The sequence below is a fragment of the Sphingomonas sp. EC-HK361 genome (assembly GCF_902498785.1).
GTDB lineage: Bacteria > Pseudomonadota > Alphaproteobacteria > Sphingomonadales > Sphingomonadaceae > Sphingomonas.
On the sequence record NZ_LR701492.1, the window covers coordinates 17,245 to 42,767 of the forward strand.

General features: G+C 66.7%; 23 protein-coding genes, 1 tRNA gene and 1 pseudogene. 14 read left to right on the forward strand and 11 right to left on the reverse strand.

All coding sequences use genetic code 11. The features are described 5' to 3' along the window. Positions 1–86 precede the first annotated feature (86 nt). Both BOS5A_RS00425 and BOS5A_RS00430 read left to right on the forward strand, forming a co-directional pair. Positions 87–959 carry a phosphatase PAP2 family protein gene (locus BOS5A_RS00425; protein ID WP_151953263.1) on the forward strand — a complete coding sequence of 291 codons (873 nt, stop codon included), beginning with the start codon at positions 87–89 and terminating at the stop codon, positions 957–959. Positions 960–1,002: 43 nt separating this feature from the next. Beyond that, positions 1,003–2,376, forward strand: coding sequence for a glutamate--cysteine ligase (locus BOS5A_RS00430; RefSeq protein ID WP_151953264.1), 1,374 nt, complete (start codon positions 1,003–1,005; stop codon positions 2,374–2,376). 125 nt (positions 2,377–2,501) lie between these two features. Here BOS5A_RS00430 and BOS5A_RS00435 read toward each other — a convergent pair whose 3' ends face one another. Further along, positions 2,502–3,779 (reverse strand): methyltransferase family protein, encoded by a 1,278-nt coding sequence (locus tag BOS5A_RS00435; protein WP_151953265.1) that lies wholly within the window; start codon positions 3,777–3,779, stop codon positions 2,502–2,504. Positions 3,780–3,893: 114 nt separating this feature from the next. Between BOS5A_RS00435 and BOS5A_RS00440 the strand changes: the two genes are divergently transcribed. The 5 genes from BOS5A_RS00440 to BOS5A_RS00460 all read left to right on the forward strand — a co-directional run bounded on the left by BOS5A_RS00440 (position 3,894) and on the right by BOS5A_RS00460 (position 8,373). After that, positions 3,894–3,967: transfer RNA gene (locus tag BOS5A_RS00440), tRNA-Gly, on the forward strand. A 98-nt stretch (positions 3,968–4,065) separates the two neighbouring features. After that, on the forward strand, positions 4,066–4,713 hold the full coding sequence (gene paoA, locus BOS5A_RS00445) for an aldehyde dehydrogenase iron-sulfur subunit PaoA (RefSeq protein WP_151953266.1): 648 nt from the start codon (positions 4,066–4,068) through the stop codon (positions 4,711–4,713). Continuing rightward, on the forward strand, positions 4,710–5,651 hold the full coding sequence (locus BOS5A_RS00450; protein WP_151953267.1) for an FAD binding domain-containing protein: 942 nt from the start codon (positions 4,710–4,712) through the stop codon (positions 5,649–5,651). Before paoA ends, BOS5A_RS00450 begins: the two co-directional genes overlap by 4 nt. Beyond that, entirely contained in the window at positions 5,648–7,846 is a 2,199-nt protein-coding gene (gene paoC, locus BOS5A_RS00455) for an aldehyde oxidoreductase molybdenum-binding subunit PaoC (RefSeq protein ID WP_151953268.1), read from the forward strand. The genes BOS5A_RS00450 and paoC overlap by 4 nt, the downstream gene beginning before the upstream one ends. Beyond that, positions 7,846–8,373, forward strand: a complete 528-nt coding sequence (locus tag BOS5A_RS00460; RefSeq protein WP_151953269.1) for a gamma carbonic anhydrase family protein — start codon at positions 7,846–7,848, stop codon at positions 8,371–8,373. Before paoC ends, BOS5A_RS00460 begins: the two co-directional genes overlap by 1 nt. A 349-nt stretch (positions 8,374–8,722) precedes the next feature. Here the strand turns inward: BOS5A_RS00460 and BOS5A_RS00465 are convergent, their stop codons facing one another. Further along, positions 8,723–11,314 carry a M1 family metallopeptidase gene (locus tag BOS5A_RS00465; protein WP_325058510.1) on the reverse strand — a complete coding sequence of 864 codons (2,592 nt, stop codon included), beginning with the start codon at positions 11,312–11,314 and terminating at the stop codon, positions 8,723–8,725. 101 nt (positions 11,315–11,415) lie between these two features. Here BOS5A_RS00465 and BOS5A_RS00470 point away from each other — a divergent pair, with 101 nt between their 5' ends. Then, complete coding sequence (locus tag BOS5A_RS00470; RefSeq protein ID WP_151953270.1) at positions 11,416–12,378, forward strand: NAD(P)H-dependent flavin oxidoreductase; 963 nt, start codon at positions 11,416–11,418, stop codon at positions 12,376–12,378. Positions 12,379–12,426: 48 nt separating this feature from the next. On the opposite strand, the gene BOS5A_RS00475 is transcribed toward BOS5A_RS00470, so the two are convergent. Both BOS5A_RS00475 and BOS5A_RS00480 read right to left on the reverse strand, forming a co-directional pair. Then, a complete protein-coding gene (locus tag BOS5A_RS00475) occupies positions 12,427–12,888 on the reverse strand; it encodes a DUF1465 family protein (RefSeq protein ID WP_151953271.1) in 462 nt (153 codons plus the stop codon). Positions 12,889–12,970: 82 nt separating this feature from the next. Then, the gene (locus BOS5A_RS00480; RefSeq protein WP_151953272.1) at positions 12,971–13,171 is read right to left on the reverse strand and encodes a YdcH family protein; all 201 of its coding nucleotides are present in this window, start codon (positions 13,169–13,171) and stop codon (positions 12,971–12,973) included. Positions 13,172–13,363: 192 nt separating this feature from the next. Here BOS5A_RS00480 and BOS5A_RS00485 point away from each other — a divergent pair, with 192 nt between their 5' ends. Continuing rightward, complete coding sequence (locus BOS5A_RS00485; protein ID WP_151953273.1) at positions 13,364–13,525, forward strand: YdcH family protein; 162 nt, start codon at positions 13,364–13,366, stop codon at positions 13,523–13,525. A gap of 76 nt (positions 13,526–13,601) precedes the next feature. On the opposite strand, the gene BOS5A_RS00490 is transcribed toward BOS5A_RS00485, so the two are convergent. Both BOS5A_RS00490 and dksA read right to left on the reverse strand, forming a co-directional pair. Next, positions 13,602–13,970, reverse strand: a complete 369-nt coding sequence (locus tag BOS5A_RS00490; RefSeq protein ID WP_151953274.1) for a PilZ domain-containing protein — start codon at positions 13,968–13,970, stop codon at positions 13,602–13,604. Positions 13,971–14,045: 75 nt separating this feature from the next. Continuing rightward, the gene (dksA, locus tag BOS5A_RS00495) at positions 14,046–14,513 is read right to left on the reverse strand and encodes an RNA polymerase-binding protein DksA (protein WP_151953275.1); all 468 of its coding nucleotides are present in this window, start codon (positions 14,511–14,513) and stop codon (positions 14,046–14,048) included. A gap of 376 nt (positions 14,514–14,889) precedes the next feature. Here dksA and BOS5A_RS00500 point away from each other — a divergent pair, with 376 nt between their 5' ends. Further along, positions 14,890–15,750, forward strand: coding sequence for a hypothetical protein (locus BOS5A_RS00500; protein ID WP_199857151.1), 861 nt, complete (start codon positions 14,890–14,892; stop codon positions 15,748–15,750). Between the two features lie 70 nt (positions 15,751–15,820). Here BOS5A_RS00500 and BOS5A_RS00505 read toward each other — a convergent pair whose 3' ends face one another. Continuing rightward, positions 15,821–16,261 (reverse strand): host attachment family protein, encoded by a 441-nt coding sequence (locus BOS5A_RS00505; protein ID WP_151953276.1) that lies wholly within the window; start codon positions 16,259–16,261, stop codon positions 15,821–15,823. An 86-nt stretch (positions 16,262–16,347) separates the two neighbouring features. Between BOS5A_RS00505 and serS the strand changes: the two genes are divergently transcribed. The 4 genes from serS (at position 16,348) to BOS5A_RS00525 (ending at position 20,397) form a co-directional block, all read left to right on the forward strand. Beyond that, positions 16,348–17,622: a serine--tRNA ligase gene (gene serS, locus BOS5A_RS00510; RefSeq protein ID WP_151953277.1), complete on the forward strand. Its 1,275-nt coding sequence runs from the start codon at positions 16,348–16,350 to the stop codon at positions 17,620–17,622. A 13-nt stretch (positions 17,623–17,635) separates the two neighbouring features. Next, positions 17,636–18,742 (forward strand): M23 family metallopeptidase, encoded by a 1,107-nt coding sequence (locus BOS5A_RS00515; RefSeq protein ID WP_234419117.1) that lies wholly within the window; start codon positions 17,636–17,638, stop codon positions 18,740–18,742. 34 nt (positions 18,743–18,776) lie between these two features. After that, the gene (gene tyrS, locus BOS5A_RS00520; RefSeq protein ID WP_151953278.1) at positions 18,777–20,000 is read left to right on the forward strand and encodes a tyrosine--tRNA ligase; all 1,224 of its coding nucleotides are present in this window, start codon (positions 18,777–18,779) and stop codon (positions 19,998–20,000) included. Positions 20,001–20,079: 79 nt separating this feature from the next. Further along, positions 20,080–20,397, forward strand: coding sequence for a PilZ domain-containing protein (locus BOS5A_RS00525; protein WP_234419118.1), 318 nt, complete (start codon positions 20,080–20,082; stop codon positions 20,395–20,397). A 10-nt stretch (positions 20,398–20,407) separates the two neighbouring features. Here BOS5A_RS00525 and BOS5A_RS16045 read toward each other — a convergent pair whose 3' ends face one another. From BOS5A_RS16045 to BOS5A_RS16050, 4 genes and pseudogenes are all read right to left on the reverse strand, one after another. Next, complete coding sequence (locus BOS5A_RS16045) at positions 20,408–21,325, reverse strand: hypothetical protein (protein ID WP_234419119.1); 918 nt, start codon at positions 21,323–21,325, stop codon at positions 20,408–20,410. Positions 21,326–21,333: 8 nt separating this feature from the next. After that, positions 21,334–23,940, reverse strand: a complete 2,607-nt coding sequence (locus BOS5A_RS00535) for a hypothetical protein (protein ID WP_234419120.1) — start codon at positions 23,938–23,940, stop codon at positions 21,334–21,336. Beyond that, positions 23,937–24,776 (reverse strand): fimbria/pilus periplasmic chaperone, encoded by an 840-nt coding sequence (locus tag BOS5A_RS00540; protein WP_234419121.1) that lies wholly within the window; start codon positions 24,774–24,776, stop codon positions 23,937–23,939. The genes BOS5A_RS00535 and BOS5A_RS00540 overlap by 4 nt, the downstream gene beginning before the upstream one ends. Before the next feature lie 109 nt (positions 24,777–24,885). Then, positions 24,886–25,122, reverse strand: a pseudogene (locus BOS5A_RS16050) (hypothetical protein); the annotation flags it as partial. Positions 25,123–25,523 lie beyond the last annotated feature (401 nt).

Genomic DNA, 25,523 nt, shown 5'->3' on the forward strand with positions numbered 1-25,523 from the left:
CCTTCACCGCAGCATCGTCGATCCGGACGATTTCTCCCCGGGTCGCGAGCGATCCTTCGCGGACGCGGCTGGACCATGGCCGGCCAATGTTCCTGTGCATCGCGGCAAGCGTCATCATGCTGTCGCTGCTGATGCATGCGGCGCGGCTGACGATCGATCCGCTCGGCGAAGGCATTGTCCCCTATTATCTCGCCGGCGGCGTCGCCATCTTCCTGCGCCTGAATGGCGAGCGCTGGATACCGCGATACGGCCGCGTTATCGCCGACTGCGCGGAATATTACGCGCTGTTCACCGGAATCGCGCTGATCGGCGCGGTGGCGAGCTACCCGATCGCAGCACTCACCTACGGCTTCCACGACGCCGCGCTGCAGCGAATCGATGTGGCGCTCGGCTTCGATTGGCTCGCCTGGTACCGGACGGTCGCCGAACATCCGCTGCTCCAGCACATCGGCCTCGCCGCCTATCGCAGCATCTACCTGACGCCCGCGATCCTGCTCGGCTGGTTTGCCTGGCACGGCGACCGGGCCGCCGCACACCGCTTCCTCATCACCTTCTGGCTGGCGGCGCTCGTCACGCTCGCGCTCTACGTGCTGATGCCGGCGGTCGGGCCGCTCGCCTATCTCTGGCATGCGCCGCTGCCCTACATGCCGGAAAGCGAGCTCTGGCAGGAGGGCCTCATCCCGGCGCTGCGCGATCACCGCGTCGGCGTCATCGACCTTTCGCATCTGCGCGGGATCGTCTCCGCCCCCAGCTTCCACACCGCAGCCGCGGTCCTTTACATCCATACCGCCTGGTCGCGGCGAGAGCTGCGATGGCCGATCCTGGCGATCAACATCGCCATGCTGCTCGCCACCCCGGTGGAAGGCACGCACTACTTCATCGACATGATCCTTGGCGCCGTCGTCGCGGTCGTGGCGATACTGGCCGTGAAGCGGATCGTATCGGCACCGCCCCCATGATCCGCCTCTAGCGGCGCCGTTCATCCCGGCGTAAGGCGCGGCCATGACGACCAAGACGGTTTCGAACAGCAACGCACCCCTGATCGAGTCGCGCGATCAGCTCATCGCCAATTTCGCGCGCGGCGAGAAACCGAAGGATCATTGGCGGATCGGCACCGAGCACGAGAAGTTCGTCTATTCCACCGCCGATCACCACGCGCCGAGCTGGGGCGAGCCGACGGGCATCCGCGCGCTGCTGGTCGAGCTGGAGCAGCATGGCTGGCAGCCGGTCGAGGAGGGCGGCAACATCATCGCGCTGACCGGGGCGGACGGCTCGGTCAGCCTCGAGCCCGCGGGGCAGTTCGAGCTGTCGGGCGCGCCACTCGATAATCTCCACGAAACCTGCGCCGAGACGGGCCGGCATCTGGAGCAGGTAAAGGCCGCGGGCGAGAAGCTGGGAATCGGCTTCCTCGGCCTCGGCATGTGGCCCGACAAGCGCCGCGACGAATTGCCGATCATGCCCAAGGGCCGCTACGCCATCATGCTCCGCCACATGCCGCGCGTCGGCACGATGGGCCTCGACATGATGCTGCGCACCTGCACCATTCAGGTGAATCTGGACTATTCATCAGAAACCGATATGGTGAAGAAATTCCGTGTCGGCCTTGCGCTCCAGCCGCTCGCGACAGCGCTCTTCGCCAACTCGCCCTTCACCGAAGGCAAGCCCAACGGCTTCCTTTCCTATCGCAGCCATATATGGTCGGACACCGATCCGCATCGCACCGGCATGCTGCCCTTCGTGTTCGAGGACGGCTTCGGCTACGAACGCTACGCCGATTACATGCTCGATGTGCCGATGTATTTCGTCTACCGGGAGGGGCGCTACATCGACGCCGCCGGCTTGTCGTTTCGCGATTTCCTGAAGGGCGAACTCTCCGTCCTGCCCGGCGAGAAGCCGACGCTCGACGACTGGAACGACCACCTCTCCACCGCCTTCCCCGAAGTGCGGCTGAAGACCTTTCTCGAGATGCGCGGTGCCGATGGCGGGCCGTGGAGTCGCATCTGCGCGCTGCCGGCCTTCTGGGTCGGGCTGCTCTACGATCAGGGGGCGCTCGATGCGGCGTGGGATCTCGTCAGGGGCTGGTCGATGGACGACCGCGAGGCGCTGCGCAGCGCGGTGCCGAAGCTGGCGCTCGACGCGCCGCTGCCCGGTGGCGGGCGCCTACGTGACATCGCGGGCGAAGTGCTGGAGATCGCGAGCACCGGGCTGGCCGCGCGGGCGCGCACCAACCAGTCGGGCGACAACGAGACCGGCTTCCTTGATCCCCTCCGCGAGATCGTCCGCTCAGGCAAGGTCCCCGCGCAGGTCCTGCTCGATCGCTACAACGGCGCCTGGGGCGGCGACGTGTCGAAGGTTTACGAAGAGGCCAGCTTCTAAATCCTCCCCTGCAAGGGGAGGTGGCAGTCGCGTTAGCGACTGACGGAGGGGTATCGCCCTCTCGATAGGGCGACCCCCTCCACCATGCTGCGCATGGTCCCCCTCCCTTTCCAGGGAGGATCGAGTCACCGCCCCCGCACCCACGCAAAGAGCCGCGGCACCGGCCCGTTCCGCGCCATCCACTCCGAATACGCCCGGTACGTCGGATCGGCCGAGAGATGCCGCTCCTCGGTCGTCGCGCGCCAGTAATACACCCCGCTCACCGCGCAGATGATGATCGTCGTCCGCGCCGCATCCACGATGCTGCCCGTCGTCAGCACCGGCACGGTCGAGATCCACCAGAACAGGTTCTTCGACAGATACGCGGGGTGCCGCGACCAGCTATACGGGCCATGCGTCAGGATGCCGCGATCGGTGAGGTTCGAGAAGCGCAAGCCGAACGCCATCGTCGACCACGCATAGATCGCGGTCAGCGCCACCAGCACCGCGCCGATCATGCCGAGCACCACCGGATGTCCCGCGAACCAGACGTTCCAATCCTGCGTGCCCGGCCGGTAATCGAGCGGCCCGCCATCGTCCATCAGGATGAAGGGCGGGTAGCAGATCAGCGCCGCCATCCACCCGGCGGCATAGGGGTTGGCCGATCGGATATGCGAATCGAGCGGCCGCATCGTCAGCAGATACCCGACTGTCGCGAACGCGACGTCGATCACGAACATGAAGGTGATGAGCCAGAGCGACAGTCTCACCGGATCGCCGAACACGCCCGACACGTCGCCGCGCACGAACTCCGCAAAGCCGCCCGGCACGATCGCGAGCATGAAGGCGAGGAAGAACCCCTTCACCGCCCAGGCCCGCAGATGCGCGAAGATTTTCGCGCTCTCCGCCCCGCCGATGCTCATCAGCCACGCACCCAGATGCCAGGCGCCGTCCTTCGGCTCCACCAGCCGGCGGTCGAGCCACAGGACGTAGGGGATCGAGGCAAGGAACACCCACGGCGCGGCGACCTCGAAACACCACATGGCGAACAGGTAATTGCCGTCCCAATAGAAGCGCCCCGTCGCGTAGATCAGCGCGATCCCGGCCCATGTCGCCCACAGTCCGGCAAGCTTCGTCAGGCTCACGTCGATCGTCGCGCGCCACGGCTTCACGTTTGCCCAGTCGATCCCGGTCGAGGGATTGCGGTGGACCTTGTCGACCAGCACCGACCAAAAGATCATCGGCACCCCGCACGCAGCGACGTTGCAGAGCGCCGCATACGGCCCGTCCATCCGGAAATGACACGCCAGCGCGATCCACGCGATAAGCCCGGCAAGCCCGACGAGCCCCGCCCCGTGGCTGACCGCCGATTTCGGCCGCGGATCGGCGGCACCGGTCCGCGCCAGGCTCGTGTCGTGATACATGCCCGCCCGTCTAGCGGGACTTGGTAAGCAAGCCGTGAAGGATGCGCCAGGTGCTTGCGCCCACCCGCCCCGCCCGCTAATCGCTCGTCCACGCGAGGCGCCAACAGGCTCCGGGCGGGTATAGCACAATGGTAGTGCAGCAGCCTTCCAAGCTGAATACACGGGTTCGATTCCCGTTACCCGCTCCAGCCCGCATCTTGCGTCCCCGGCATCGATCACACACATTGTTGCAACCGGCTGGCTGCGTATCCGTTCAGTCGGGAGAATGCGCAGCCGCGAGGGACACATGCACGATGAAAACACTTGCCTGCCGGTATCGCGCCGGGGGGTCATCGCAGGCGGAGTGGCAACCGCTACGCTCGCCGGCGCGCCCGCCATTGCCCGTCCGCAACCGCCGATGAAACAGGGTGTCGCCCCGACCATGCCAGTATCGTTCACCGTCAACGGCAAGCCCCGGTCGCTCGACCTCGATCCGCGCACGACGCTGCTCGATGCGCTGCGCGAGCATCTGCACCTGACGGGCACGAAAAAGGGCTGCGATCACGGCCAGTGCGGTGCCTGCACCGTCATCGTCGACGGTCGGCGGATCAACAGCTGCCTGACGCTCGCGGTGATGCATGAAGGCGACAAGGTGACGACGATCGAAGGCCTCGGCACGCCGGGCGATCTCCACCCGATGCAGGCAGCGTTCGTCCGCCACGACGGTTATCAATGCGGCTATTGCACGCCGGGGCAGATCTGCTCCGCGGTCGCGGTGCTCGATGAAATCCGCGATGGCATCCCCAGCCATGTCAGCGCCGATATCGTCGGCAAGCCCGCCTTCTCCACCGACGAAGTGCGCGAGCGGATGAGCGGCAACATCTGCCGCTGCGGCGCCTATTCGAACATCGTCGAGGCGATCACCGACGTCGCAAGCAAGGGAGGCAAGGCATGAAAGCCTTTACCTACGCCCGCGCGAAGACCGCCGCCGAGGCCGCGCAGATGGCGACCGCGACACCCGGCGCGAAGTTCATCGCCGGCGGCACGAACCTGCTCGACCTGATGAAGCTGGAGATCGAGACGCCGCAGCACCTGATCGACGTAAACGGCACCGGACTCGATACGATCGCGGCAACGCCCGAGGGCGGGCTCCGCATCGGGGCGATGGTCCGCAACACCGATCTGGCGGCGGACACGCGCGTGCGGCGCGATTACGGCGTCCTCACCCGCGCGCTCGTCGCGGGCGCCTCCGGCCAGCTGCGCAACAAGGCGACGACCGCGGGCAACCTGCTCCAGCGCACGCGCTGCCCCTATTTCTACGACACCAATCAGGCGTGCAACAAGCGCAAGCCCGGGTCGGGCTGCGCCGCGATCGGCGGGTTCAACCGCAATCTCGGCGTCATCGGGACAAGCGACGCGTGCATCGCGACGCATTCCAGCGACATGGCGGTCGCGATGCGGGTGCTCGATGCCAGCGTCGAGACGGTCGATGCCGGCGGCACCGCGCGAACCATCCCGATCGCGGACTTCCACCGCCTGCCGGGAAACACCCCGCAGGTCGAAACCGCGTTGAAGCCCGGCGAGTTCATCACCGCGGTCACCCTGCCCCGCCCCACAGGCGGCACCCACATCTACCGCAAGGTCCGCGACCGCGCGTCCTACGCCTTCGCGCTGGTTTCGGTCGCGGCGATCATGAAGCCGGACGGCGTCCGCGCGGCGTTCGGCGGCGTCGCGCATAAGCCGTGGCGGGTGGAAGCAGCCGAACGCGGCACCGACGCGCGCAGCATCGCAAGCGGAACCTTCGCCGGCGCGAAGACGACCCCACAGAACGCGTTCAAGCTGCCGCTCGCCGAACGCGCGCTGGCGAGCGCGATTGCGGAGGCACAAGCATGAAGTTCGACCAGCCAGCCGGCGCCAACCCCACCGACCAGTTGAAGGTCCTGGGGATCGCCCACGACCGCATCGACGGTCCGCTGAAGACGACCGGCACCGCGCCTTACGCCTATGAGCGCCGCGACGTCGCACCGGATGCGGCTTACGGCTTCATCCTCGGCTCCGCGATCGCCAAGGGGCGGATTACCGCGATCGACACCGCTGCCGCCGCCGCGGGCGCTGGCGTGCTCGCGGTCGTCACCTACAAGGACGCCGGCAAGCTTGGGAAGAGCGACGACGGCCCGGCGCGCTACCTGGCAGGCCCCGAAATCCAGCATTACGACCAGGCCGTCGCGATCGTCGTCGCAGAGACGTTCGAACAGGCGCGCGCGGCGGCCGGGCTCGTCCAGGTCGATTATGCCCGCGAAAATGGCGCCTACGATCTCAAGGCCGCGAAAGCGACCGCGACCAAGCCGAAGTCTGGCTTCGGCGGCGAATCCGACACCGCCGTCGGCGACTTCGCCGGCGCCTTCGCAAAGGCCGCCGTGAAGATCGACGCGACCTACACGACGCCCGACCAGAGCCATCAGATGATGGAGCCGCACGCGACGACGGCGGCATGGACGGCAGACGGGCTGACGCTGTGGACGTCCAACCAGATGGTCGCGTGGTCGGTACGCGACCTGATCAAGACATTCGGGCTGCCCAAGGACAAGATCCGCGTCCACTCGCCCTATGTCGGCGGCGGGTTCGGATCGAAACTGTGGATCCGCGCCGATGCCGTGATGGCGGCACTCGGCAGCCGCGCGATCGGCGGTCGCCCGGTAAAGGTCGCGCTCGCGCGGCCGCAGGTGATGAACAACACCACCCACCGTCCGGCGACGATCCAGCGCATACGGCTCGGCGCCGATACATCGGGGAACATCGTCGCGATTGCCCACGAAAGCTGGTCGGGCGACCTGCCCGGCGGCGCGCCCGAAACCGCAGCCAACCAGACCCGGCTGCTCTATGCGGGCGCCAACCGGATGACGGCGCACCGGCTGGCGGTCCTCGACCTGCCCGAGGGCAATGCTATGCGCGCACCGGGCGAGGCCGTCGGCCTCCTCGCGCTCGAGATCGCGGTCGATGAGCTTGCCGAGAAGCTGAAGATGGACCCGGTCCAGTTGCGTATCCTGAACGACACGCAGGTCGATCCCGAAAAGCCCACCCGCCCCTTCTCGCACCGTAATTTCATCGGCTGCCTGAAGACGGGGGCGGATCGCTTCGGCTGGTCCGCGCGCCGGCCCACGCCCGGCGCGGTGCGCGACGGGCGCTGGCGCATCGGCATGGGCGTCGCCTCCGCCTTTCGCGACAACATCACGATGGATTCGGCGGCGCGCGTCGGCATCGATCGCAAGGGCGTGGTGACCGTCGCGACCGACATGACCGATATCGGCACCGGCAGCTACACGATCATCGCGCAGACCGCCGCCGAGCTGATGGGCGTCGATATCGACAAGGTCGTCGTGCTGCTCGGCGATTCCAGCTTTCCCGTCTCGTCAGGCTCGGGCGGGCAATGGGGCGGGAACAGCTCGACCGCCGGCGTCTATGCCGCCTGCATGAAGCTGCGCGAGGGACTCGCGGCAAAGGCGGGGTTCGACCCAGCGACCGCAACCTTCGATGACGGGCGCATCAGGGCGGGCAACAAGTCCGTGTCCCTCAGCGACCTCGCGCCGCTGTCCGCCGAGGACAAGATCGAGTTCGGCGATCTCGGCAAGACCTATGCGCAATCGACCTTTGGCGCACACTTCGTCGAGGTGGCGGTCGACCCCGCGACCGCGGAGGTGCGCGTGCGGAGGATGCTCGCGGTCTGCGCTGCGGGACGTATCCTCAACCCCAAGTCCGCGCGGAGCCAGGTGATCGGCGCGATGACGATGGGGGTCGGCGCGGCGCTGATGGAGCATGCGGTCGTCGACACGCGCTTCGGCTTCTTCGTCAACCACGACCTTGCCGGATACGAAGTCCCCGTCCACGCCGACATCCCGCATCAGGAGGTGATCTTCCTCGACGAGATCGACGACAAATCCTCGCCGATGAAGGCGAAGGGTGTCGGCGAGCTCGGCATCTGCGGAGTCGGCGCGGCGGTCGCGAATGCGATCTACAACGCCTGCGGGGTGCGCGTGCGCGATTATCCCGTCACGCTCGACAAGCTGCTGCCCCAGATGAAAATGGCCTGATGCCGCTTTGGGAAATTGACGGAAAACGGCCGACCCGCGCGCCCAGCGCGTGGGTCGCGCCATCAGCGGACGTCATCGGCGACGTGCAACTCGGTGAGGAGGTGAGCGTGTGGTTCGGCGCGGTCATCCGCGGCGACAACACCGCGATCCCGATCGCCGCGCGCACCAATATCCAGGAAGGCGCGATGCTGCACAGCGACCCCGGCGCGCCGCTCACCGTGGGTCAGGACTGCACGATCGGCCATCACGCGATCCTCCACGGCTGCACGATCGGCGACCGCGTGCTGATCGGCATGGGCGCGATCGTCCTCAACCGCGCGGTCATCGCAGAGGATTGCATCGTCGGCGCTGGCACGCTGGTGACCGAAGGCAAGACCTTCCCGCCCGGCAGCCTGATCGTCGGATCGCCCGCCCGTGCGGTGCGCACCCTCGACGATACGGCCAGGGCGATGCTCCGCGTTTCGGCGCAGCATTATGTCGCAAAGGCGAAGGCCTGCGCGGCCGGATTGAAGCGCGTCGAGGATTGACCCCTACCCAACCCCCATCGTCACCCCGGACCTGGTCCGGGGTCCACCGTGCCGCCGAAGCCCAAGAGGTGGCGTTCAATCGCTCGGCGAGCGGCAAGCTGGTCCTGCCCCTGCTTCGATGCCCTCTGTCCTACAGCGCACCTTTCAGGCGATAACCGGCGCCGCTCTTTGAAACCGTCGATACCGGCTGTCCTACAGCCCTCACTCCATGCAACGCGCGGGCGCGCACCCGCGACTAGGTGTCAACCGTGTCAACCTGCGACGTTTTCATCCTGCGATATCAGCATGATAGCGGCGCGCCTGCCGTCAAGCGATTCGCCGCTATTGTCCGTGAACGGTGGCCCGCAGACTACATCCCCAGCCATTTGCTGACTGCTGGCCGCAGCCGATCCGCGACGGCCTTGCGCGTCGCAATCGTCGTCAGCGCGCGCTTGGCGCCGCCGCGCGAACCCTCGGGCAGATATTTGTCGGCATAGGCCTGGATCTTGCCGGGCATTGCCGCGTCGTTCGATCCCGCGCCCAGCCCGACGACGAAGCCGGCCCGGCTCGACTGCTCGACGAAGCTGTCGACCAGCGCGCGGTGCGCGACCGCCCAGTCGAACGCCATGTCGGGCTGGCTGCGACCGAGCGACGCGAGCAGGCTCGCGCGCTGCGGCTCGCTCAGCGTCGTGCCTTCCAGCAGGCCGAACGCACGCTGCGCGACCTTGGGATCGTGCGCTGCGCCCAGCAGCGTCGTCAGGCGGTTCTTCGCCACCGGGCTGCGCTCCGCCTGCTGCAGCTTCAGCAGCGTGTCCCAGTCTGCCGACGTGGCGTTGCGGGCATAGGTCGACAGCAGCGCCTCGCGCGTCGCGGGCGGCAGTGCCGTCGGATTCGATGCAAGCTTCGGCACGTCCGCACGGGCCAGCGCCACGACCGCCGGATCGCCCACCGCGCCCAGCCGGCCGACAAGCCCTTCGCGCAGGTTCGTGTCGAGGATCGATTCGCCTGCCTTCGCACTCATGCCGAGCCGCTGGAGCACCGGCGACAGCAGCGTGCGCGACTTGGCATCAATCGCGTCGCCAAGTGGCGTGTTCTCGTACAGCCCGCCGAGCCCCGCCATCTCGCCCGTCACCGCCGCCCATTCGAGCGGGCTCGCCCCCGCGCCGATGCGATCGAGCACCGCCGTCCAGCGCGACAGGTCCTGATAACCGCCGCGAGCGAGCGCATAATCGTCAGCGATCGTGCCCAGCCGATCCTCGAGATCGAGCTTGGTATAATCGCGCACGATCGCCGCATGGGTCGCGTCGTCATACATGACGCGGGTGTAGCTGCCCTTGCCGTGGTTGAGCACGATCGCGCCGCAGCCCGGCACCGACACCTGCGTGCCCGCCGCGCCGCGCACGATCGTCGAGGTCTGTCCACCGCCAAGCGTCGCGACGACCAGCGGCACCCGCCACGTCTGCGGCGCCTTCGATGCGGCATCCAGCCCGAAGCGCCCCTGGGTCAGCGTGGCGACCGTCTTGCCGCCTTCGCACCGCGCGCCCGTCAGCGTGACGAGCGGCACCCCGCCCTGCAGCGTGAAGTCGTGCGCGATCTCGGCGACGGGCTTGCCCCACGCCTTCGACAGTTCGGCCCAGAGCTGGTCGGTCTGCGTATTCTTGTATTTATACTTCGCCATGTAGCTGCGGATGCCCTGGCGGAAGACATCGGGACCGAGCGTCGATTCGAGCATCCCGATCACCGCCTGCCCCTTGGCATAGGTGATGCCGTCGAAGGCTTCGCTGATCTGGTCGACCGTCTCGACATGGCGGACGATCGGATGGGTGGCCGCGGTCGCATCGATCCCCATCGCCTGCTCGCGGTCGGAAATGATCGCCGCCGCGCGTGCCTGCCACTGGGGGTTCAGGTCGGCCGTCGCCTTGGTCTCCATCCACGAGGCGAAGCCCTCATTCAGCCACAGATCGTCCCACCACGCCATCGTGACGAGATCGCCGAACCACTGGTGCGCCATTTCGTGCGCGACGACGGTGTAGATGCGCTGGCGTCCGCTTTCGGTCGTCCGCTTCGGATCGAATAGCACCTCGTTCTCGAAGTAGAAGATCGCGCCCCAATTCTCCATCGCGCCGAAGAACTGGCTGGAGCCCGGCCCCGCGATCATGTCCATCTTGGGCAGCGGATAAGGCTGGCCGAAATAATTGTTGTAGTAGCCAAGCAGGTTCTTCGCCGCGCCCAGCGAATAGTCGCCCTGATCGACGACGCCCTTGCGGGTCACGATGCCGATCTCGGTCGGCCCGGCCTTCACCGTCTTGCGGTCCAGCTTGCCGGTGCCGAAATACAGCAGATAGCTCGACATGACCGGCGTCTGCGCGAACCGATAGAGTTGCGATCCGTCGGCCTGCTTCGTCACAGACACCGCGGGCGTGTTCGAAATGGCAAGGTCGCCCGCCGGCACCGTCGCGGTCAGCTTGAAGGTCGCCTTCAGCCCCGGTTCGTCCCACATCGGCGCGAAACGGCGCGCGTCGGGCGCCTCGAACTGGGTCGCGAGCATCTGCCCCGGCGATCCATCGACATTCGTGTAGTCGATCGAGAACAACCCCGCCGCCGATCCGTTGATCTTGCCGGTCCACGCAAAGGTCATGGTGTGGCGCCCGGCGCTTGCCCTGGCGGGCAGCGTGACCGTCATCTGCTGGGCGGCTTCGTCGATCGCGGTCTTCACCGGCTTGCCGTCGAAGGTAGCAGCGACGTTCGAGAGTTCGGCGGCGTTGAGCACGATCGAATCGGTCGGTGTCTTCACATCGACGACGACGGTTTCGGTGCCGGTGAAGGTTTTTGCCGCGGCGTTGGGCTTGACCGAAATGTCATAGGACACCGGAACGACGGTGCGCGGTAGCTGGCCCGCCGCAAGTGCCTCGGATGAAACGGTAAGCGCCAGGACGGTGGCGGCAGCGAGCTTCAGGGACAACACGACTCTCCGTAACCTTATATCGTCAGCTTCCCTTACGGTCTGCGCCGCGAAACGCAAACCGCTTGGCAGCGCGGTCGGTTGCGGTACAAAACGTATCCATGACGCTGCCAGCCCTGCTTTCGTCGCTGCGGATTCCGGTCATCGGATCGCCGCTGTTCATCATTTCCGGCCCCGATCTGGTGATCGCGCAGTGCAAGGCGGGGATCGTCGGTTCCTTCCCGGCGCTGAACGCGCGGCCGCAGGCGCTGCTCGACGAATGGCTGCACCGCATCACCGAAGAGCTCGCCGCGCATAATCGCGCTCATCCGGACCGGCCAGCGGCGCCCTTCGCGGTCAACCAGATCGTCCACAAATCCAATGATCGGCTTGAGGCCGACCTCGCAACCTGCGCGAAATGGCAGGTACCAATCGTCATCACCTCGCTCGGCGCGCGGGAGGACCTCAATACCGCGGTGCACGGCTGGGGCGGAATCACGCTGCACGACGTCATCGACGATCGCTTTGCGCGCAAGGCGATCGAAAAGGGCGCGGACGGTCTGATCGCGGTGGCGGCGGGCGCCGGCGGCCATGCCGGGCGGCTCTCGCCTTTTGCGATCGTGCAGGAAATCCGCCAATGGTTCACCGGCCCCCTCGCGCTCTCCGGATCGATCGCCACGGGCGATGCGGTGCTGGCGGCGCAGGCGATGGGGGCGGACCTGGCCTATATCGGATCGCCCTTCATCGCGACCGACGAGGCGAATGCCGATCCCGCCTACAAGGATGGCATCGTCGCGGGGAAGGCGTCGGACATCATCTATTCCAACCTCTTCACCGGCGTGCACGGCAACTATCTGCGCCAGTCGATCGAAACCGCGGGCCTCGATCCTGACAACCTGCCCGATGGCGACCTGAAGACGATGAACTTCGGCGGCGGCAATTCCGCCAAGCCAAAGGCGTGGAAGGAAATCTGGGGTTCGGGTCAGGGCATCGGCGTCGTCGACCGGATCGAGCCGGTGGCAGCCCGGATCGACCGGCTTGCGGCCCAATATGACGCCGCCCGCGCCCGGGTGCTTGCGCGCTGAAGCGCATCGGACCCGTGTTTCGGCGGGTTGTATGGGGCAGCACCTACCTCAGAACGACATCGCCAGCCGGTCGAGCATCGAACGCGCGGGGCTTGGCGCGGGCACATCCATGCTCTGCGCCTCGTCCAGGCGAGCCACGCGGCGGTGGAGGTCGATGCTCGTCGCGATCATCCCCTGTGCCGATTTGGGCAAACTCGCGAGAACGCGGCCTTCGGTGACCGGCGCAGTGCCGAGCCGACGCGACGGATCGAGCGCGTCGCGCGGGGCGAGTTCGCCCGCATCGATCGCGCGCTGGGTCAGCAGCCAGGCGATGATGTGCATCAGCCGCGTCGTCACCTTCAGCGATTCGCAGGAAAAGGTGACTCGCTCCATCGGCGCCAGCGCCTCCCGATCGGCACGCCCGCCTTCGTCGAAATAGGCGCGCGCCTCGTCGGCCAGCAGCATCGCTTCCATGTAAAGCGAATCGATGAGGCGGCGCTGGATGCGCGAGCGGTGACCGTCCCCTGTCATGACGCTTCGGTGACACGGATGCGGGCGCCCGAAAAGGGCCGCAAATGGTTATCGGCGCGATTTTGTGCCGATGCCGGGCAGGTCACGCGATGATGTCGGGAATCAGCTGATCCTCGAGCAGCGCGATCTCGTCGCGCAGACGCAGCTTGCGCTTCTTCAGCCGCGCCATCTGAAGCTGATCGACCGGCATCGCGGAACCCAGCGCGACGATCGCGGCATCCAGGTCGCGGTGATCGGTGCGCAGGATTTCCAGCCGTGCCGCGATCTGTTCGTCGTCGTTCATCGCCACCCCTGCGCCACCCGTTTCAGCGTTGTCTGCGCGCCATGCAAGCCCGACGATTACCCCATCGAGGCGCGAATCGTCTCGTCGCATCTGGCAAGCGGGTAAGCCGATTCACCGAATTTGACAGGGACTTTTCCATCATCGCGTGGTTTACTCCAAGGTTCCGTCAACCAACCCAGGAGGTTTTTCGCCATGCACGACGCGCATCTTTCCGCGCTTGAGGCAAAGCACGCTGGACTCGATCGCAGGATCGCGCAGGAATTGCAGCGACCTATGCCCGACAGCGCGACGATGGCAGACCTCAAGAAGCAGAAGCTGAGGCTGAAGGAAGAGATGATCGTCGCCGCCCATTGAGGCGACTCGCGCGGCGGCTGTCCCCTTGGGGCGGCCGCCGCTTTTGATTCTTGGCCGCGCGTTCAGCGCCCCGAATTCAGCCCTTGATGATGATCGGCTTGACGTAGCTGGGCGTCATCGTGCCGCCGGTAACCGGTTTGCGGGCAAGCTGCGGATCTACCAGCCTGTCGAACGCGATGCCCGTGCGACCCTCGGCATGCCATGCGATCCGGCCCTTGACCCAGCCAAGACCGCGCACCTCGACTTCCACCGCCTCGTCGATGTCCAGCGCTTCGGGCAGCTCCGCCATCAGCCCGCCCTCGGACAGGTTGCGCACCCGCACCGCCACATGCGCCTTCTCGCCGGCACGGCGAAATTTCGCCATCAGGAACAGGCTGTCGCGGCCGCGCTCCCGCCCCGCCCGAACCGATGCCGGCAGCTTCCCGAACGGGTGTTCTGGATCCATCGCGCCCATGGCTCGGCGCTACCCTTTATTCGTTAGCGAAAACTTGCGAAAACCACGCGATCGCTCGGCTTCGGATCAATCGTCGCGCGAAACCTTTTCGGCACGCTCGTGGCGCTCCTGCGCCTCTACCGTCATCGTCGCGATCGGCCGCGCTTCCAGCCGCGCCAGGCTGATCGGCTCACCGCTCACCTCGCAATAGCCATATTCGCCGTCCTCGATCCGGCGAAGCGCCGCGTCGATCTTGGAGATGAGCTTGCGCTGCCGGTCGCGCGTGCGCAGTTCGATCGACCAGTCCGTCTCGCTCGACGCGCGGTCGGTCAGGTCCGCCTCGCGCAGCGAATCGATCTGCAGCTGCGACAGCGTTTCCTGCGATTCCCGCTTGATCGCATCCTTCCACTGCAACAACTTGCTGCGAAAATACGCCTGCTGGCGCTCGTTCATGAAGGGTTCGTCCGCGCTCGGCCGGTAATCCCCCAGCGCATCGTTCGCGGCGGCCAGCGCCGCCATGTCGTCGTGGTCCACTCGATTCAACGCCGTCGCCATCGACCTTCTCCCCACCACGCGCCCGCTGCGTTGTCCCGCATGTCAGGCGCCCCGTGAGCGCGCCTATAAGCGGGCGAAAAGCGAACGACAAGCAAAGTTCCTTCGACGAAAGCCTTGGCGAATCCAAAGTTTATCGGCGATGAACTTTCCAGCTGTTGCAGGACGGCAATCTGTCGTGCGGCAGGCTTCCCGAGCCGTCAGACGTCCCGACATGGGACATTAACCGCGGCTTTCCCGCTCCCGCCCGCGCAAATCCGCGGTTAATCAACCCAATCGTCCTTAATGCGATTGCGCTTAAGCCTTTGTTTTGGGTTTCTGACGATATCGGCTTGGATGCCCGAACTGGCACCGGGCAAGACAGGGAAAGAGTGACATCATGTCGGTGCGGATGGCCTTGGCGAAACTCAGCGCGGTGGCAGCGGGCGGCGCTCTCATCGGCGGCGGCGCGGTGCACGTCGCGGAAACGAAGGCGCGCCCTGCGGTGACGAAGCAGACCAAGGGGTCGAAGCTCATCACCGTGCAGAAGAAGCGCCCCGTGCGCTATGCCGCAAAGCCGACCCGCGTGCGCCGCATTGTCACGACCACCAAGGCTGCCTGCGCGCCGACGGTCGTGACCGTCGCGAACCAACCCACCCCGATCCCGGTTCCCCCGCCCTATGCGATGGGCGGCGGCGGCGATGCTGGCCCGGCGGTGATCGGTGGGAGCGGCGGATTCGTCGGCGGTGGCGGCGGCTTTTTCGGCGGCGGTTTCTTCGGCGGCGGATCGTCGAGCGGGTCGAGCGGCATCGTCATTTCCTCGACCTCCAGTTCCAGCGGCGGATCGACCTCGACGGGCGGGTCCTCGACATCGACCGGTGGCTCGTCCACCTCGACCGGCGGGTCGTCGACCTCCACCTCCACCGGCGGCTCCTCGACGTCGACGTCGAGCGGGAATGTTTCGAGCACCTCGTCGTCCAGCGGCAATGTGTCCTCTTCGAGCTCGACGAGCAGCTCGACTTCGTCCTCCACCAGCAGTTCGACCTCGTCCTCGACCAGCTCGTCCAGCTACGGGTCGAGCTCCAAGGGCTGGAGCACGTCGAGCGGCTGGACGTCGAGCGGGCATCACCATGGCAGCACCGGATCGAGCGGCGGCCCGCCCGCGCCCGTGCCTGCGCCACCGATGATCCTGCTGTTCGGTGCGGCCGCAGCCGGCCTCGTCGCGCGCAAGCGCTTCGCGAAAAAGGCCGTCACCGCCTGATATCAGTTCCGCCGTGGGGGCGATCGGGGCGCGTGCGATCGGCACGCGCCCCATTTTATGGCCTCCGGGCTCAGGCGTCGATCAACAGCTTTTCGATTTGCTCGATCGGATGGCCGGTCAGGTCCTTGTCGATCTCGCCGGTCAGCCGTTCGCTGACCGCCTTGTGATAATGTTTGCGCATTTCTCCGAGCGTCCGCGGCGGCGCAACGATGATGAGCGATTCGAAGTCGTTGCTGAGCGCGCGGCGCTTCAGCATGTCCGCTGCCGCCGCTGCGAAACGATCCTCCTCGATCTGGTGGAAGTCGGTCGGTTCGACGGAACTGCGCGCACCGCCCAGCGATGAGGAGGCGGTGCCGGCACGATCGGTCGCTTGTTCGCGGGTCGCGGGGTTTTCCTGTTCTTCCGCATGCTCGACGATCAGATTGGGATGGGTCGCATCGCCGTCGTTGCGCAGGAACAGCATCTTGCGGCCATCGGCGACAAGAACGACGGAATTGTGCGGCAGCTGCATGAGACTCTCCTGATTGATACTAGCTAACCAACGCCCAGCGATGCGTCCGGGTTGCGAAGCGCAGGCCGTCTCGCCATAGCCGGCGCATGCACGACATCCGCCTGATCCGCGACGATCCCGCCGCTTTCGACGCCGCTCTGGCCCGCCGGGGGATGGCTCCGGCAGCGTCGGAGCTGGTCGCGCTGGACGAACGCCGGCGCGCGCTCCTGACTGAAGTGCAGATCGCACAGGCGCGCCGCAACGAGGCGTCGAAGGCGATCGGCGCGGCGAAGGTGCAGAAGGACGAAGCCGGCGCCGCCGCCCTGATGGCCGAGGTCGCAACGCTCAAGGAGCGCATGCCGGCGGTCGAAGCGGAAGCGGCCGAGTTGGGCGCCGACCTCGCCGCTCGCCTCGCCGCGATCCCGAACCTACCGCTCGCCGACGTGCCCGAGGGTGCGGACGAGGACGCCAACGCGCTCGTCCACGAACGCGGCTCCCGCCCCACCTTCGCCTTTGCGGTGAAGGAGCACGACGCGATCGGCCCCGCACTCGGCCTCGATTTCGAAACCGGCGTCGCGATCGCGGGCGCGCGCTTCGCGCTGCTGCGCGGACCGGCGGCGCGGCTCAACCGCGCGCTCGGCCAGTTCATGCTCGACCGACTGACACAGGAGCATGGCTATGAGCTGATGGCGCCCCCGCTTCTCGTCCGCGACGAAGCGGCGTTCGGGACGGGCCAGCTTCCCAAGTTCGCCGAGGATCTGTTCCAGACCACCGACGGCCGGTGGCTGATCCCGACCGCGGAGGTCAGCCTGACCAACGTCGTGCGCGAACAGATATTGAGCGAAGCCGAGCTGCCGCTCCGCTTCACCGCGCTCACCCCGTGCTTCCGTTCCGAAGCGGGTGCGGCCGGACGCGACACGCGCGGGCTGATTCGCCAGCACCAGTTCGACAAGGTGGAGATGGTGTCGATCGTCACCCCCGAGGCGTCGGAGGCCGAGCATGAGCGGATGACCGAGTGCGCGGAAGCCATGCTCGACGCGCTCGGGCTGGCCTATCGCCGGATGAAACTGTGCACCGGCGACATGGGCTTCACCGCTGCGCGGACCTACGACCTCGAAGTCTGGCTGCCCGGCCAGGATCGCTACCGCGAAATCTCCAGCTGCTCGACCTGCACCGATTTCCAGGCGCGGCGGATGAACGCCCGCTACCGCCCTGAGGGCGAGAAGGCCACGCGCTTCGTCCACACCCTCAACGGCTCCGCGCTCGCGGTCGGCCGCACGCTCGTCGCGATCATCGAAAACTACCAGCAGGCTGACGGATCGGTTGCTGTGCCCGAGGTGCTGCGCCCCTATCTCGGCGTCGATCGGCTGACGCCGCGTTAGAAAGGGGGGACGCATGGCGGCGAAGTGGCTGGTTGCGGGCGGGGCGATGCTCCTTGGGGGCTGCATCCCCCAGGTCGATCCGCCGGTCTATCGTGATGCACCGCCACCCGCGCCGCTCCAGATGGTTCAGCGGGTGCCGCCGGAAGAGGGCGTGCCGTATCGCGAGCCGGTCGATCGGCCGACGCCCCCCGCCCGGCCAGACCGGGTCACCGCCCTGCCGGCGCCGCGTCCTGCCTGGGAAGCACGCCCGGTTGCGCCGGATGCGACCGACGTCGCGGACCAGAGCTATGACGTGCGGCCCGGCGACACGCTGCGCGGCATCGCCAACGCGACGGGTGCGGGAACGGAGGCCATCGCCCGCGCCAACGGCATCGCACCGCCCTATGTCGTGACGATCGGGCAGCGGCTGCGCATTCCCGGCGGGCGCTATCATCTCGTGCGCAGCGGCGAAACGGGGATCGCGATCGCGCGCGCCTATGGCGTCGAATGGTCGCAGGTCGTGGCCGCCAACGCGCTGGAGGAACCCTATATTCTGCGCGCCGGCCAGCGCGTGCTGATCCCCGGCGCCGACCGCCCGCGCAGCGCCGCCGAGCGCGCCGCGGCGTTCAAGCTCGACATCGACGACATCCTGACCGGCGGCGAGCCGGCGCTCGCGCAGAATGCCAAGCCGGCCAGGCCCGCGCCCACGCCCAGGCGCGTCCTGCCGGAAACCGCCGCCGTGGTGGAACCCGCCCAATTGAACGGCCGCTTTCTATGGCCGGTGCGGGGCGAGATCGTGGGCCGGTTCGGCCCCGTGCGCACCGGGCAGCGCAATGACGGGATCAACGTCGCAGTGCCGAGCGGCACGCCGATCAAGGCCACGGCGGACGGCGTGGTGGCCTATGCCGGCGACGGTATCGCATCGCTCGGCGGGCTCGTCATCATTCGCCACGGCGATGGCTGGACGAGCGTTTATGGCTATGCCTCCAAACTGAGCGTCCGGCGCGGGCAGAGCGTGAAGCGCGGCGACACCATCGCGCTGTCGGGCGCGACCGGATCGACCGACGAACCGGCGGTGCATTTCGAACTGCGCCGCGGCCGCACCCCCGTCGATCCGCTGGGGCAATTGCCGCGGTTGTGAGACGCAGGCACGCGGTGCTAACGCCAAGCACATCATGACCAGCTACTCGTCCGATCTGCTCGCCACGCTTTCGACGCGCGGCTACATCCATCAGCTGACCGACGCGACGGCACTCGATGCGCTTGCCGCGAAGCAGGTCGTGCCGGGCTATATCGGCTTCGATCCGACCGCTCCGTCGCTGCATGTCGGCAGCCTCGTCCAGATCATGCTGCTGCGTCGCCTCCAGCAGACCGGTCACAAGCCGATCGTGCTGATGGGCGGCGGCACCGGCAAGATCGGCGACCCCAGCTTCAAGGATGAGGCGCGCAAGCTGCTCGCCGAGGACGGCATCCAGGCGAACGTCGCGTCGATCAAGCGGATCTTCGAACGCTTCCTGACCTTCGGCAACGGCCCGACCGACGCGGTGATGCTCGACAATGCCGAGTGGCTGGACGCGCTGGAATATATCCCGTTCCTGCGCGATGTGGGCCAGCATTTCAGCGTCAACCGGATGCTGTCGTTCGACAGCGTGAAGCTGCGGCTCGACCGCGAGCAGTCGCTGAGCTTCCTCGAGTTCAACTACATGATCCTCCAGGCCTATGACTTTCTGGAGCTGTCGCGGCGCGCCGAGTGCCGGCTCCAGATGGGCGGCAGCGACCAGTGGGGGAACATCGTCAACGGGATCGAGCTGGCGCGGCGGATGGACGGGACCGAGGTGTTCGGGGTGACGACCCCGCTCATCACGACCGCCGATGGCGGCAAGATGGGCAAGACGATGGCGGGCGCGGTGTGGCTGCACGAGGACCAGCTGCCGCATTTCGATTACTGGCAGTTCTGGCGCAACACCGACGACCGCGACGTGGGGCGGTTCCTGCGGCTCTTCACCGACCTGCCGCTGGGTGAGATCGCGCGGCTGGAGGCGCTGGAGGGCGCGGAGATCAATGCCGCGAAGATCGTACTGGCGAACGCAGCGACCGCGATGTGCCGAGGGCAGGCTGCCGCAGAGGAAGCTGCCGAAACCGCACGGCGTACCTTCGAGGAAGGCGCCACCGGCGCGTCGCTCCCCACGCTCGAGGTCAGCGGCGAAATAGCGCTCATCGATGCACTCGTCGGCCTGGGCTTTGCCGCGTCGAAGGGCGAGGCGCGCCGGCTGATCAAGGGCGGCGGCGCGCGCATCGATGGAGAGAAGGTCGGCGACGAGGGCGCGATCGTCACCGTCACGAGCGAGGTCCGAATCTCAGCCGGCAAAAAGCATCACGGCGTCCTGCGGGCGGTGTAAGGATTTCGTAACCAGCTTCCTTTGCCGGGGGTTCATGCCCGCAGCCTAGCGTCGAAATCGACAGGCAAAGGGGACCGCCGTGGCCAGTATCGCCCGGGCTTTGATCGATGAACGCAGCGTTCCGCGCGACGAGGTCCATTACCGGACCCGCGCGACTGCGGCGGACGGACGGTCGATGCCCGTCCTGATCGTCAACATTTCTGCCTGCGGGCTGATGATGCGCTGCGAATCGGATCATGCCGTGGGCGATCGATTGAAGGTCGCGCTACCCGTCATCGGCACGATCAGCGCGACCGTGCGGTGGTCGCTTGGCGGACGCACCGGCTGCGAGCTCGATGCGATGATCGCGCTCGCCCCCTATTACGAGCTGCTGACCGCGATGGTGAAGGGCCGTTGAGCGGCGCGCCTTACTCGACCGCGACGGACACCGTCAGCACATCGGAGTAGACGCCCGCGCGTTTGCCATCGACGTCGCCCACGCGGAAGACCACCGGCAGCGTATCGGCCCGCAGCCCCCCGCCCCGCCCGAACGACAGGCTGGAATCGCCAGTGAGCGTCGCCGTGCGGCCATCGATCTGCACGTCATAGGGAACCCACCAATCCGTGCCCGCGAGGCGCAGCTTGCCGCCATTCTGCGACCGCAATCCAAGACGATACCCGCGCGTGCTCTGCACCTGGAGCGCGAGCGGCACCGGCGCGACACCCTGTTGCAGCTCGCCCAGATCGACGTCCGCCTGGCCACCGTTGCGCCGGAAGGCGCCGGCAAGGCGCATCGTCGCCGAAGGAATGACCTGGATGCCGACAAGGAACTGGCGCGACGCGATCGGCGTGCCGTCGGTCTGGTCCGCCTCCATGATGAGGCGCTGCGAATAGATGCCGTCGCCCGGAATTTCGCCCGCCGCCACGTTCAGGACGTAGCGCACGAGCTGCTGCGCGCCGGGCGAGACGACGACCGGCCGGTTGGTGATTCGCGCGATCGTCCGCCCGCCAAGCGGCGTCGCGTCGTAGGATCCCCAGGTATCGAGGAGCGTATAGCCCACGCGCCGCCCGGTATCCGCCTGCAGTCCGAAAGGGGTCCCATCCGTCATGAAGACCGGACGAAAGCGGCATTCGCCGTCGCCCTCATTGAAGAACATGACGTCGAAGGTGGCGGTCGACTGGTTGCTGGCAAAGGGATCATAGCCCTGGATCATCCAGTTCGACCCGTTGCTGTCGATCCGCAGCCGGCACCCGGTCGCGAGCCGCGCGGCGGAGGCCTGCGCGGACGCATCGGTCGCGGCGAGGGCGAGCGTTGCGGCAAGAACGGCACGGGCGAGCGGTTTCATGGCGAACCTCAATTGGCCGGAGGCAGTTTGACGGCCTGCAGATCGACAAGGCCATTGGTATCCTTGGGTACCGCGAACTCGAAGCTCGCCGGCGCGCCGTAGAGCTCCACACGGTAGCGGTTGGCGGGCCGCAAATTCTGGATGGCGAAGCGGCCGACCGAATTGGTGAAGAACAGCAGCGGCTCGTCATCCTTCCGGTCGAGATCGATCACCCGTCCGCCGGCGAGCGCGACGGGTTTGCCGTTGGGCAGCAGGAGGTTGCCGACCGCGCTGACGAAGGCGTCGGTGCCGACCTCCAGCTTGTAACCGCTGCGATAGGGCGGCTTCACCCGCACCACGCCGGGGCCGATATCATAGCCCGCCGGCGGGTTCTCGACGTCATATTGCACCGATTGGGTGACATAGGACGAGAGATAGCCGTTCACCGCACCGCCCAGGATACCGCTCTTCGACAGATAGTCGTTCTCGGCGATCGACTGGCCGGCGACGACGCTGTGCCCCTTCAGCGTCGGGTGCGGATAGAGGATCGCGAAGCTGTCGTTGATCCGCCGCCCGATCCCGAACTCGCCACCCGCAAAGGCGAGCGACGTGCCGACGCGCACCGACGTGATCTGCTGGTCGGTGATCCGGTTGAAGCTGGTGCCGAACGCCGAATGGCTGACCGACGCGTCGAAGCGGTTGCCGGTATAATCGGCAAAGGCCTGCGCGTTCACGTCGCCGAAGTCGCGGCTGACGAGCCCACCATAACCGATCGCGCCGATGCGGTTGTCGGACGCGTGGACATAGGACAGGCTGCTGGTGTCGATACTGCTGTCGTGCCGCGCCTCCGCCCGGTCGCGATAGGTCGGCTGGAAGATCAGCGACGCGCTGAAACCGAGCCCGTTCTGGCGGCTGAAGGTATTGCCATACTTCGTGTAATCCACCCCGCCGCGCACGCTCCATTTGCGCGACACACGATAGGAGATGGACGAGTTGATCCGGTAGGTGTTGCCGAAGGTGCCGCGGTTCTTGATGTAGCTGCCGCCCAGCAGCGCGGTCAGATCGAAGGTGATCGCGCGGGTATATTGCGCGTTGACCGACCAGGAACTGCTGTTGTCCGGGTCGATATAGCCGAGCCCGGCGAAGCGCCGGGACAGATAGTCGGCGCGCACCGTGAAGGAATCGATCAGCCCGGCGCGGTCGAAGATTTGGTCGTAGGACACCCCCACCGAATAGCCGCCGCCATAGTTACGCGCGCGGCTGGCGCCGAGATCGAACTGGATGCGCCCGCTATTGGGCAGCACGAACTGGGTCTGGCCGGTGACGACCTGCACCCGCTGGCTTGCCTGCACGCCGATGCCGATCGCCGGCCGATCGAGGAACGCCTTGCGATAGAAGCCGGTGAACGAGATGTCGCCATTGTAGATCGGCGTGCGTCCGAACCGCCGGCTCGTCTTGCCGAAATAGGCGGCATATTCATAATCGCCGGGCTGCAGGTCGATCGGGTCGAGATAGGACGAGTAGTTCAGGTCCTGCACGCCGCCCGCATCGTCGCGGACCTGGATCTGCACGTCGTTGCCGCCAGTGACGAGCGGGAGGGCCGAGACGTCATACGCGCCCGCATCCAGCCGGAACTGCTTCAGCAGCGAGCCATTGCGATAGACGTCGACCGTCGAAGCGCGCTGCAGGATGAGCTGGCGATTCCCCTGCAGGATCGCCGAGCGGAACTGGTCGAAACGCTGCCGCTCGCGCGACACGCCGATGCCGCCCATCTGGACGAAACCCTGCTGGCCGCGGATTTCGGGGGTCAGGTCGCCAAGATACCAGCGGCGGAACTCTTCGGGCTGATCATAGACGAGGCGCACATAGTTGCGGTCGAAGCGATAGGTTCCGCCGGTGAAGCCAAGCTCCTCGGCATATTGCACATCGCCTTCCAGAACGACCGGGCCGACCCGCGTCGCGCCGTTGAGGTAGAAGGACGGCCGGGTCAGCCGGTCTTGCACGCCCCACAGCTTGTTCACGACGATATTGGCGTTGAGATAGCCCGAGAAGAATTCCGGGGCGAGATCGGGCTTGTCGTCGTCGCGTGTCGGCGTCTTGAACAGCGATTCCGTGGCGCGCTCTTCCGGGGCGATGCGCAGGACCACGACCGAGAGCGAGCCGGGATCATAGTCGAGCGAGACGCCCGACTTGGCGAGGTCGTCCGAGGTAAAGGTCTTCTTGCCCGCGAGCAGCGTGGCAAGCTTCGCCTGGGCCGCGGCATTGAGCAACGGCTGCAGCAGCTTCAGGAAAGGCGCGGTGTCGACGACGAAGCGGTCGTCGTGGGTCAGCAGCACGGGAACTTCGCCCAGCGGCCGGTCGCGATAGGTGAGCGGCACCGTCAGGTTGATGTCGCGATCGTACGGGTTGATATCCGGCCGGCCGTATTTGCCCATCGGCACGACGGGGATGGGCTGCGATCCGGGCAGCGGCACCGGCACGCCGGGCGGCTGTTGCGCCGGGACGGGAGTCTGCGACGAAGGAGACCCTTGGGTGGCGGGGCGGCTCGGCAGCGGCACGCTGACCTGCGCGCGCGCCGGCACCGCGATCGCGATCGCCGACGCCGCGAGCAGCAACGACGCGCGCGCCGCGATCATTTGCCGAAGCGGACCTTGACCGATCCGGGCGCGAAGGCAGTGCCGGTCGGCACCTGAAAAGTGCGCAGGCCGCCCAGCGGCGCGAGATAGCCGACGCCGATGTCGCGGTTGAGGTCTTCCAGCGACTTCACGACCTTGAGCGGCTTGCCTGCGGTGTCCTTGCCCTCGATCGTCCAGACCGCACCCGCCATCATCGCGTAGCGCGTGCCGGTATTGCGCACGACGATCTCCAGCCCCGGCGTTTTCACAGCAGGAGCGGTCGGTGCGGGCGCAGGCTTCGCGCCTTCGATGGCGGGCGGCGCCTTCGCCTCGATCTCGATCGGCTTGGCGGAGACGAACTCGACCTTCGGTGTGGCCTTGGGCGGCGCAACGGTGACCAGCGCCTTCATGTGATAGACGACCTGCACCTGCGCGCCGGTCGATTCCTGTCCCGGCGCGAGCGGGATCGGCAGCTGGTTGACCGACAGATAATAGCCGCGGCTCGCGGGCATGTCCGGTGCACCGGCCCATTGCAGGCGGACAACCTGCCGCGCGCCCGAGGGCAGCAGACCCTGCGGCGGGAAAACGAGGAAATCGCCGTCGGCCGGCGTTTCGGTCATGTTGCCCTTGTCGTCGTAATCGATCCGGGTGATCCGCGTCTCGAACGGCAGGTTGACCTGGTTGAGGTTCTGCACCTCGACGCGCGCGACCGCACCCGAGCCCGACGTCGTCATCTCGACGACCATCGGCGACACGCGCATCGCATAGGTGGCGCTGGCCAGGCCGATCGCGGCGACGGAGACGACAAATGCCGGCCGCACAAAAGCACGCACCGAAACCGGCAACATACGCGACATCAGACTATCCCCCCCGGGACAAGAAGTGGAGCAGCACTAGAGCAGATAGAGGTTAAGAAAGGGGAGACTTGCGCCTCCCCTTCCCGAGTTATCCGTTACCGACCAGCGATCAGATCGCAGCGAGGGTGACGGTGATGGTGTCGGTGTAGGTGCCTGCGACGAGGCCCTTGGACTGCGCGGGTGCGTTGACGTCCATGTTGAAGGCCGAACGCCATGCGCCGCCCGACTTGTTGTTGTTGCCCTGGTTGGCAGCAACCGCCAGCGTCTGGGTGGTGCCGGCCGCGGTCGAACCCGTCGCGACGCCGGTCCACGAGGCATTGACCGTGTAGGGAATGCGATCGGTGAANGCGAGGGTGACGGTGATGGTGTCGGTGTAGGTGCCTGCGACGAGGCCCTTGGACTGCGCGGGTGCGTTGACGTCCATGTTGAAGGCCGAACGCCATGCGCCGCCCGACTTGTTGTTGTTGCCCTGGTTGGCAGCAACCGCCAGCGTCTGGGTGGTGCCGGCCGCGGTCGAACCCGTCGCGACGCCGGTCCACGAGGCATTGACCGTGTAGGGAATGCGATCGGTGAACTGGTTGCTGTCATACGAACCCGGCTGGAAGTTGCGCAGGCCGTCCGAGCCGTTGGTCTTGGCGATCGTCACCGTGTTGTTCGTGTTGCAGCCGGCGGTCGCGCTGTTGACGTTGGCGGTCACCGCATCGCGCTGGTTGAACGCGATCGACACGTTGTCGTTGTTGCCGGTGC

What these genes read in the sequence shown, in the direction of transcription:
- tyrS (WP_151953278.1), top strand. Translation starts at nt 18,777, where the DNA reads ATGACCAGCTACTCGTCCGATCTGCTCGCCACGCTTTCGACGCGCGGC.
- BOS5A_RS00425 (WP_151953263.1), top strand. Translation starts at nt 87, where the DNA reads ATGTTCCTGTGCATCGCGGCAAGCGTCATCATGCTGTCGCTGCTGATG.
- BOS5A_RS00435 (WP_151953265.1), bottom strand. Translation starts at nt 3,779, where the DNA reads ATGTATCACGACACGAGCCTGGCGCGGACCGGTGCCGCCGATCCGCGG.
- BOS5A_RS00515 (WP_234419117.1), top strand. Translation starts at nt 17,636, where the DNA reads ATGGCGGCGAAGTGGCTGGTTGCGGGCGGGGCGATGCTCCTTGGGGGC.
- BOS5A_RS00460 (WP_151953269.1), top strand. Translation starts at nt 7,846, where the DNA reads ATGCCGCTTTGGGAAATTGACGGAAAACGGCCGACCCGCGCGCCCAGC.
- BOS5A_RS00475 (WP_151953271.1), bottom strand. Translation starts at nt 12,888, where the DNA reads ATGACAGGGGACGGTCACCGCTCGCGCATCCAGCGCCGCCTCATCGAT.
- BOS5A_RS00500 (WP_199857151.1), top strand. Translation starts at nt 14,890, where the DNA reads ATGTCGGTGCGGATGGCCTTGGCGAAACTCAGCGCGGTGGCAGCGGGC.
- BOS5A_RS00505 (WP_151953276.1), bottom strand. Translation starts at nt 16,261, where the DNA reads ATGCAGCTGCCGCACAATTCCGTCGTTCTTGTCGCCGATGGCCGCAAG.
- BOS5A_RS00470 (WP_151953270.1), top strand. Translation starts at nt 11,416, where the DNA reads ATGACGCTGCCAGCCCTGCTTTCGTCGCTGCGGATTCCGGTCATCGGA.
- BOS5A_RS00480 (WP_151953272.1), bottom strand. Translation starts at nt 13,171, where the DNA reads ATGAACGACGACGAACAGATCGCGGCACGGCTGGAAATCCTGCGCACC.
- BOS5A_RS00535 (WP_234419120.1), bottom strand. Translation starts at nt 23,940, where the DNA reads ATGATCGCGGCGCGCGCGTCGTTGCTGCTCGCGGCGTCGGCGATCGCG.
- BOS5A_RS00490 (WP_151953274.1), bottom strand. Translation starts at nt 13,970, where the DNA reads ATGGATCCAGAACACCCGTTCGGGAAGCTGCCGGCATCGGTTCGGGCG.
- dksA (WP_151953275.1), bottom strand. Translation starts at nt 14,513, where the DNA reads ATGGCGACGGCGTTGAATCGAGTGGACCACGACGACATGGCGGCGCTG.
- BOS5A_RS00450 (WP_151953267.1), top strand. Translation starts at nt 4,710, where the DNA reads ATGAAAGCCTTTACCTACGCCCGCGCGAAGACCGCCGCCGAGGCCGCG.
- paoC (WP_151953268.1), top strand. Translation starts at nt 5,648, where the DNA reads ATGAAGTTCGACCAGCCAGCCGGCGCCAACCCCACCGACCAGTTGAAG.
- BOS5A_RS00540 (WP_234419121.1), bottom strand. Translation starts at nt 24,776, where the DNA reads ATGTCGCGTATGTTGCCGGTTTCGGTGCGTGCTTTTGTGCGGCCGGCA.
- serS (WP_151953277.1), top strand. Translation starts at nt 16,348, where the DNA reads ATGCACGACATCCGCCTGATCCGCGACGATCCCGCCGCTTTCGACGCC.
- BOS5A_RS16045 (WP_234419119.1), bottom strand. Translation starts at nt 21,325, where the DNA reads ATGAAACCGCTCGCCCGTGCCGTTCTTGCCGCAACGCTCGCCCTCGCC.
- BOS5A_RS00430 (WP_151953264.1), top strand. Translation starts at nt 1,003, where the DNA reads ATGACGACCAAGACGGTTTCGAACAGCAACGCACCCCTGATCGAGTCG.
- BOS5A_RS00485 (WP_151953273.1), top strand. Translation starts at nt 13,364, where the DNA reads ATGCACGACGCGCATCTTTCCGCGCTTGAGGCAAAGCACGCTGGACTC.
- paoA (WP_151953266.1), top strand. Translation starts at nt 4,066, where the DNA reads ATGCACGATGAAAACACTTGCCTGCCGGTATCGCGCCGGGGGGTCATC.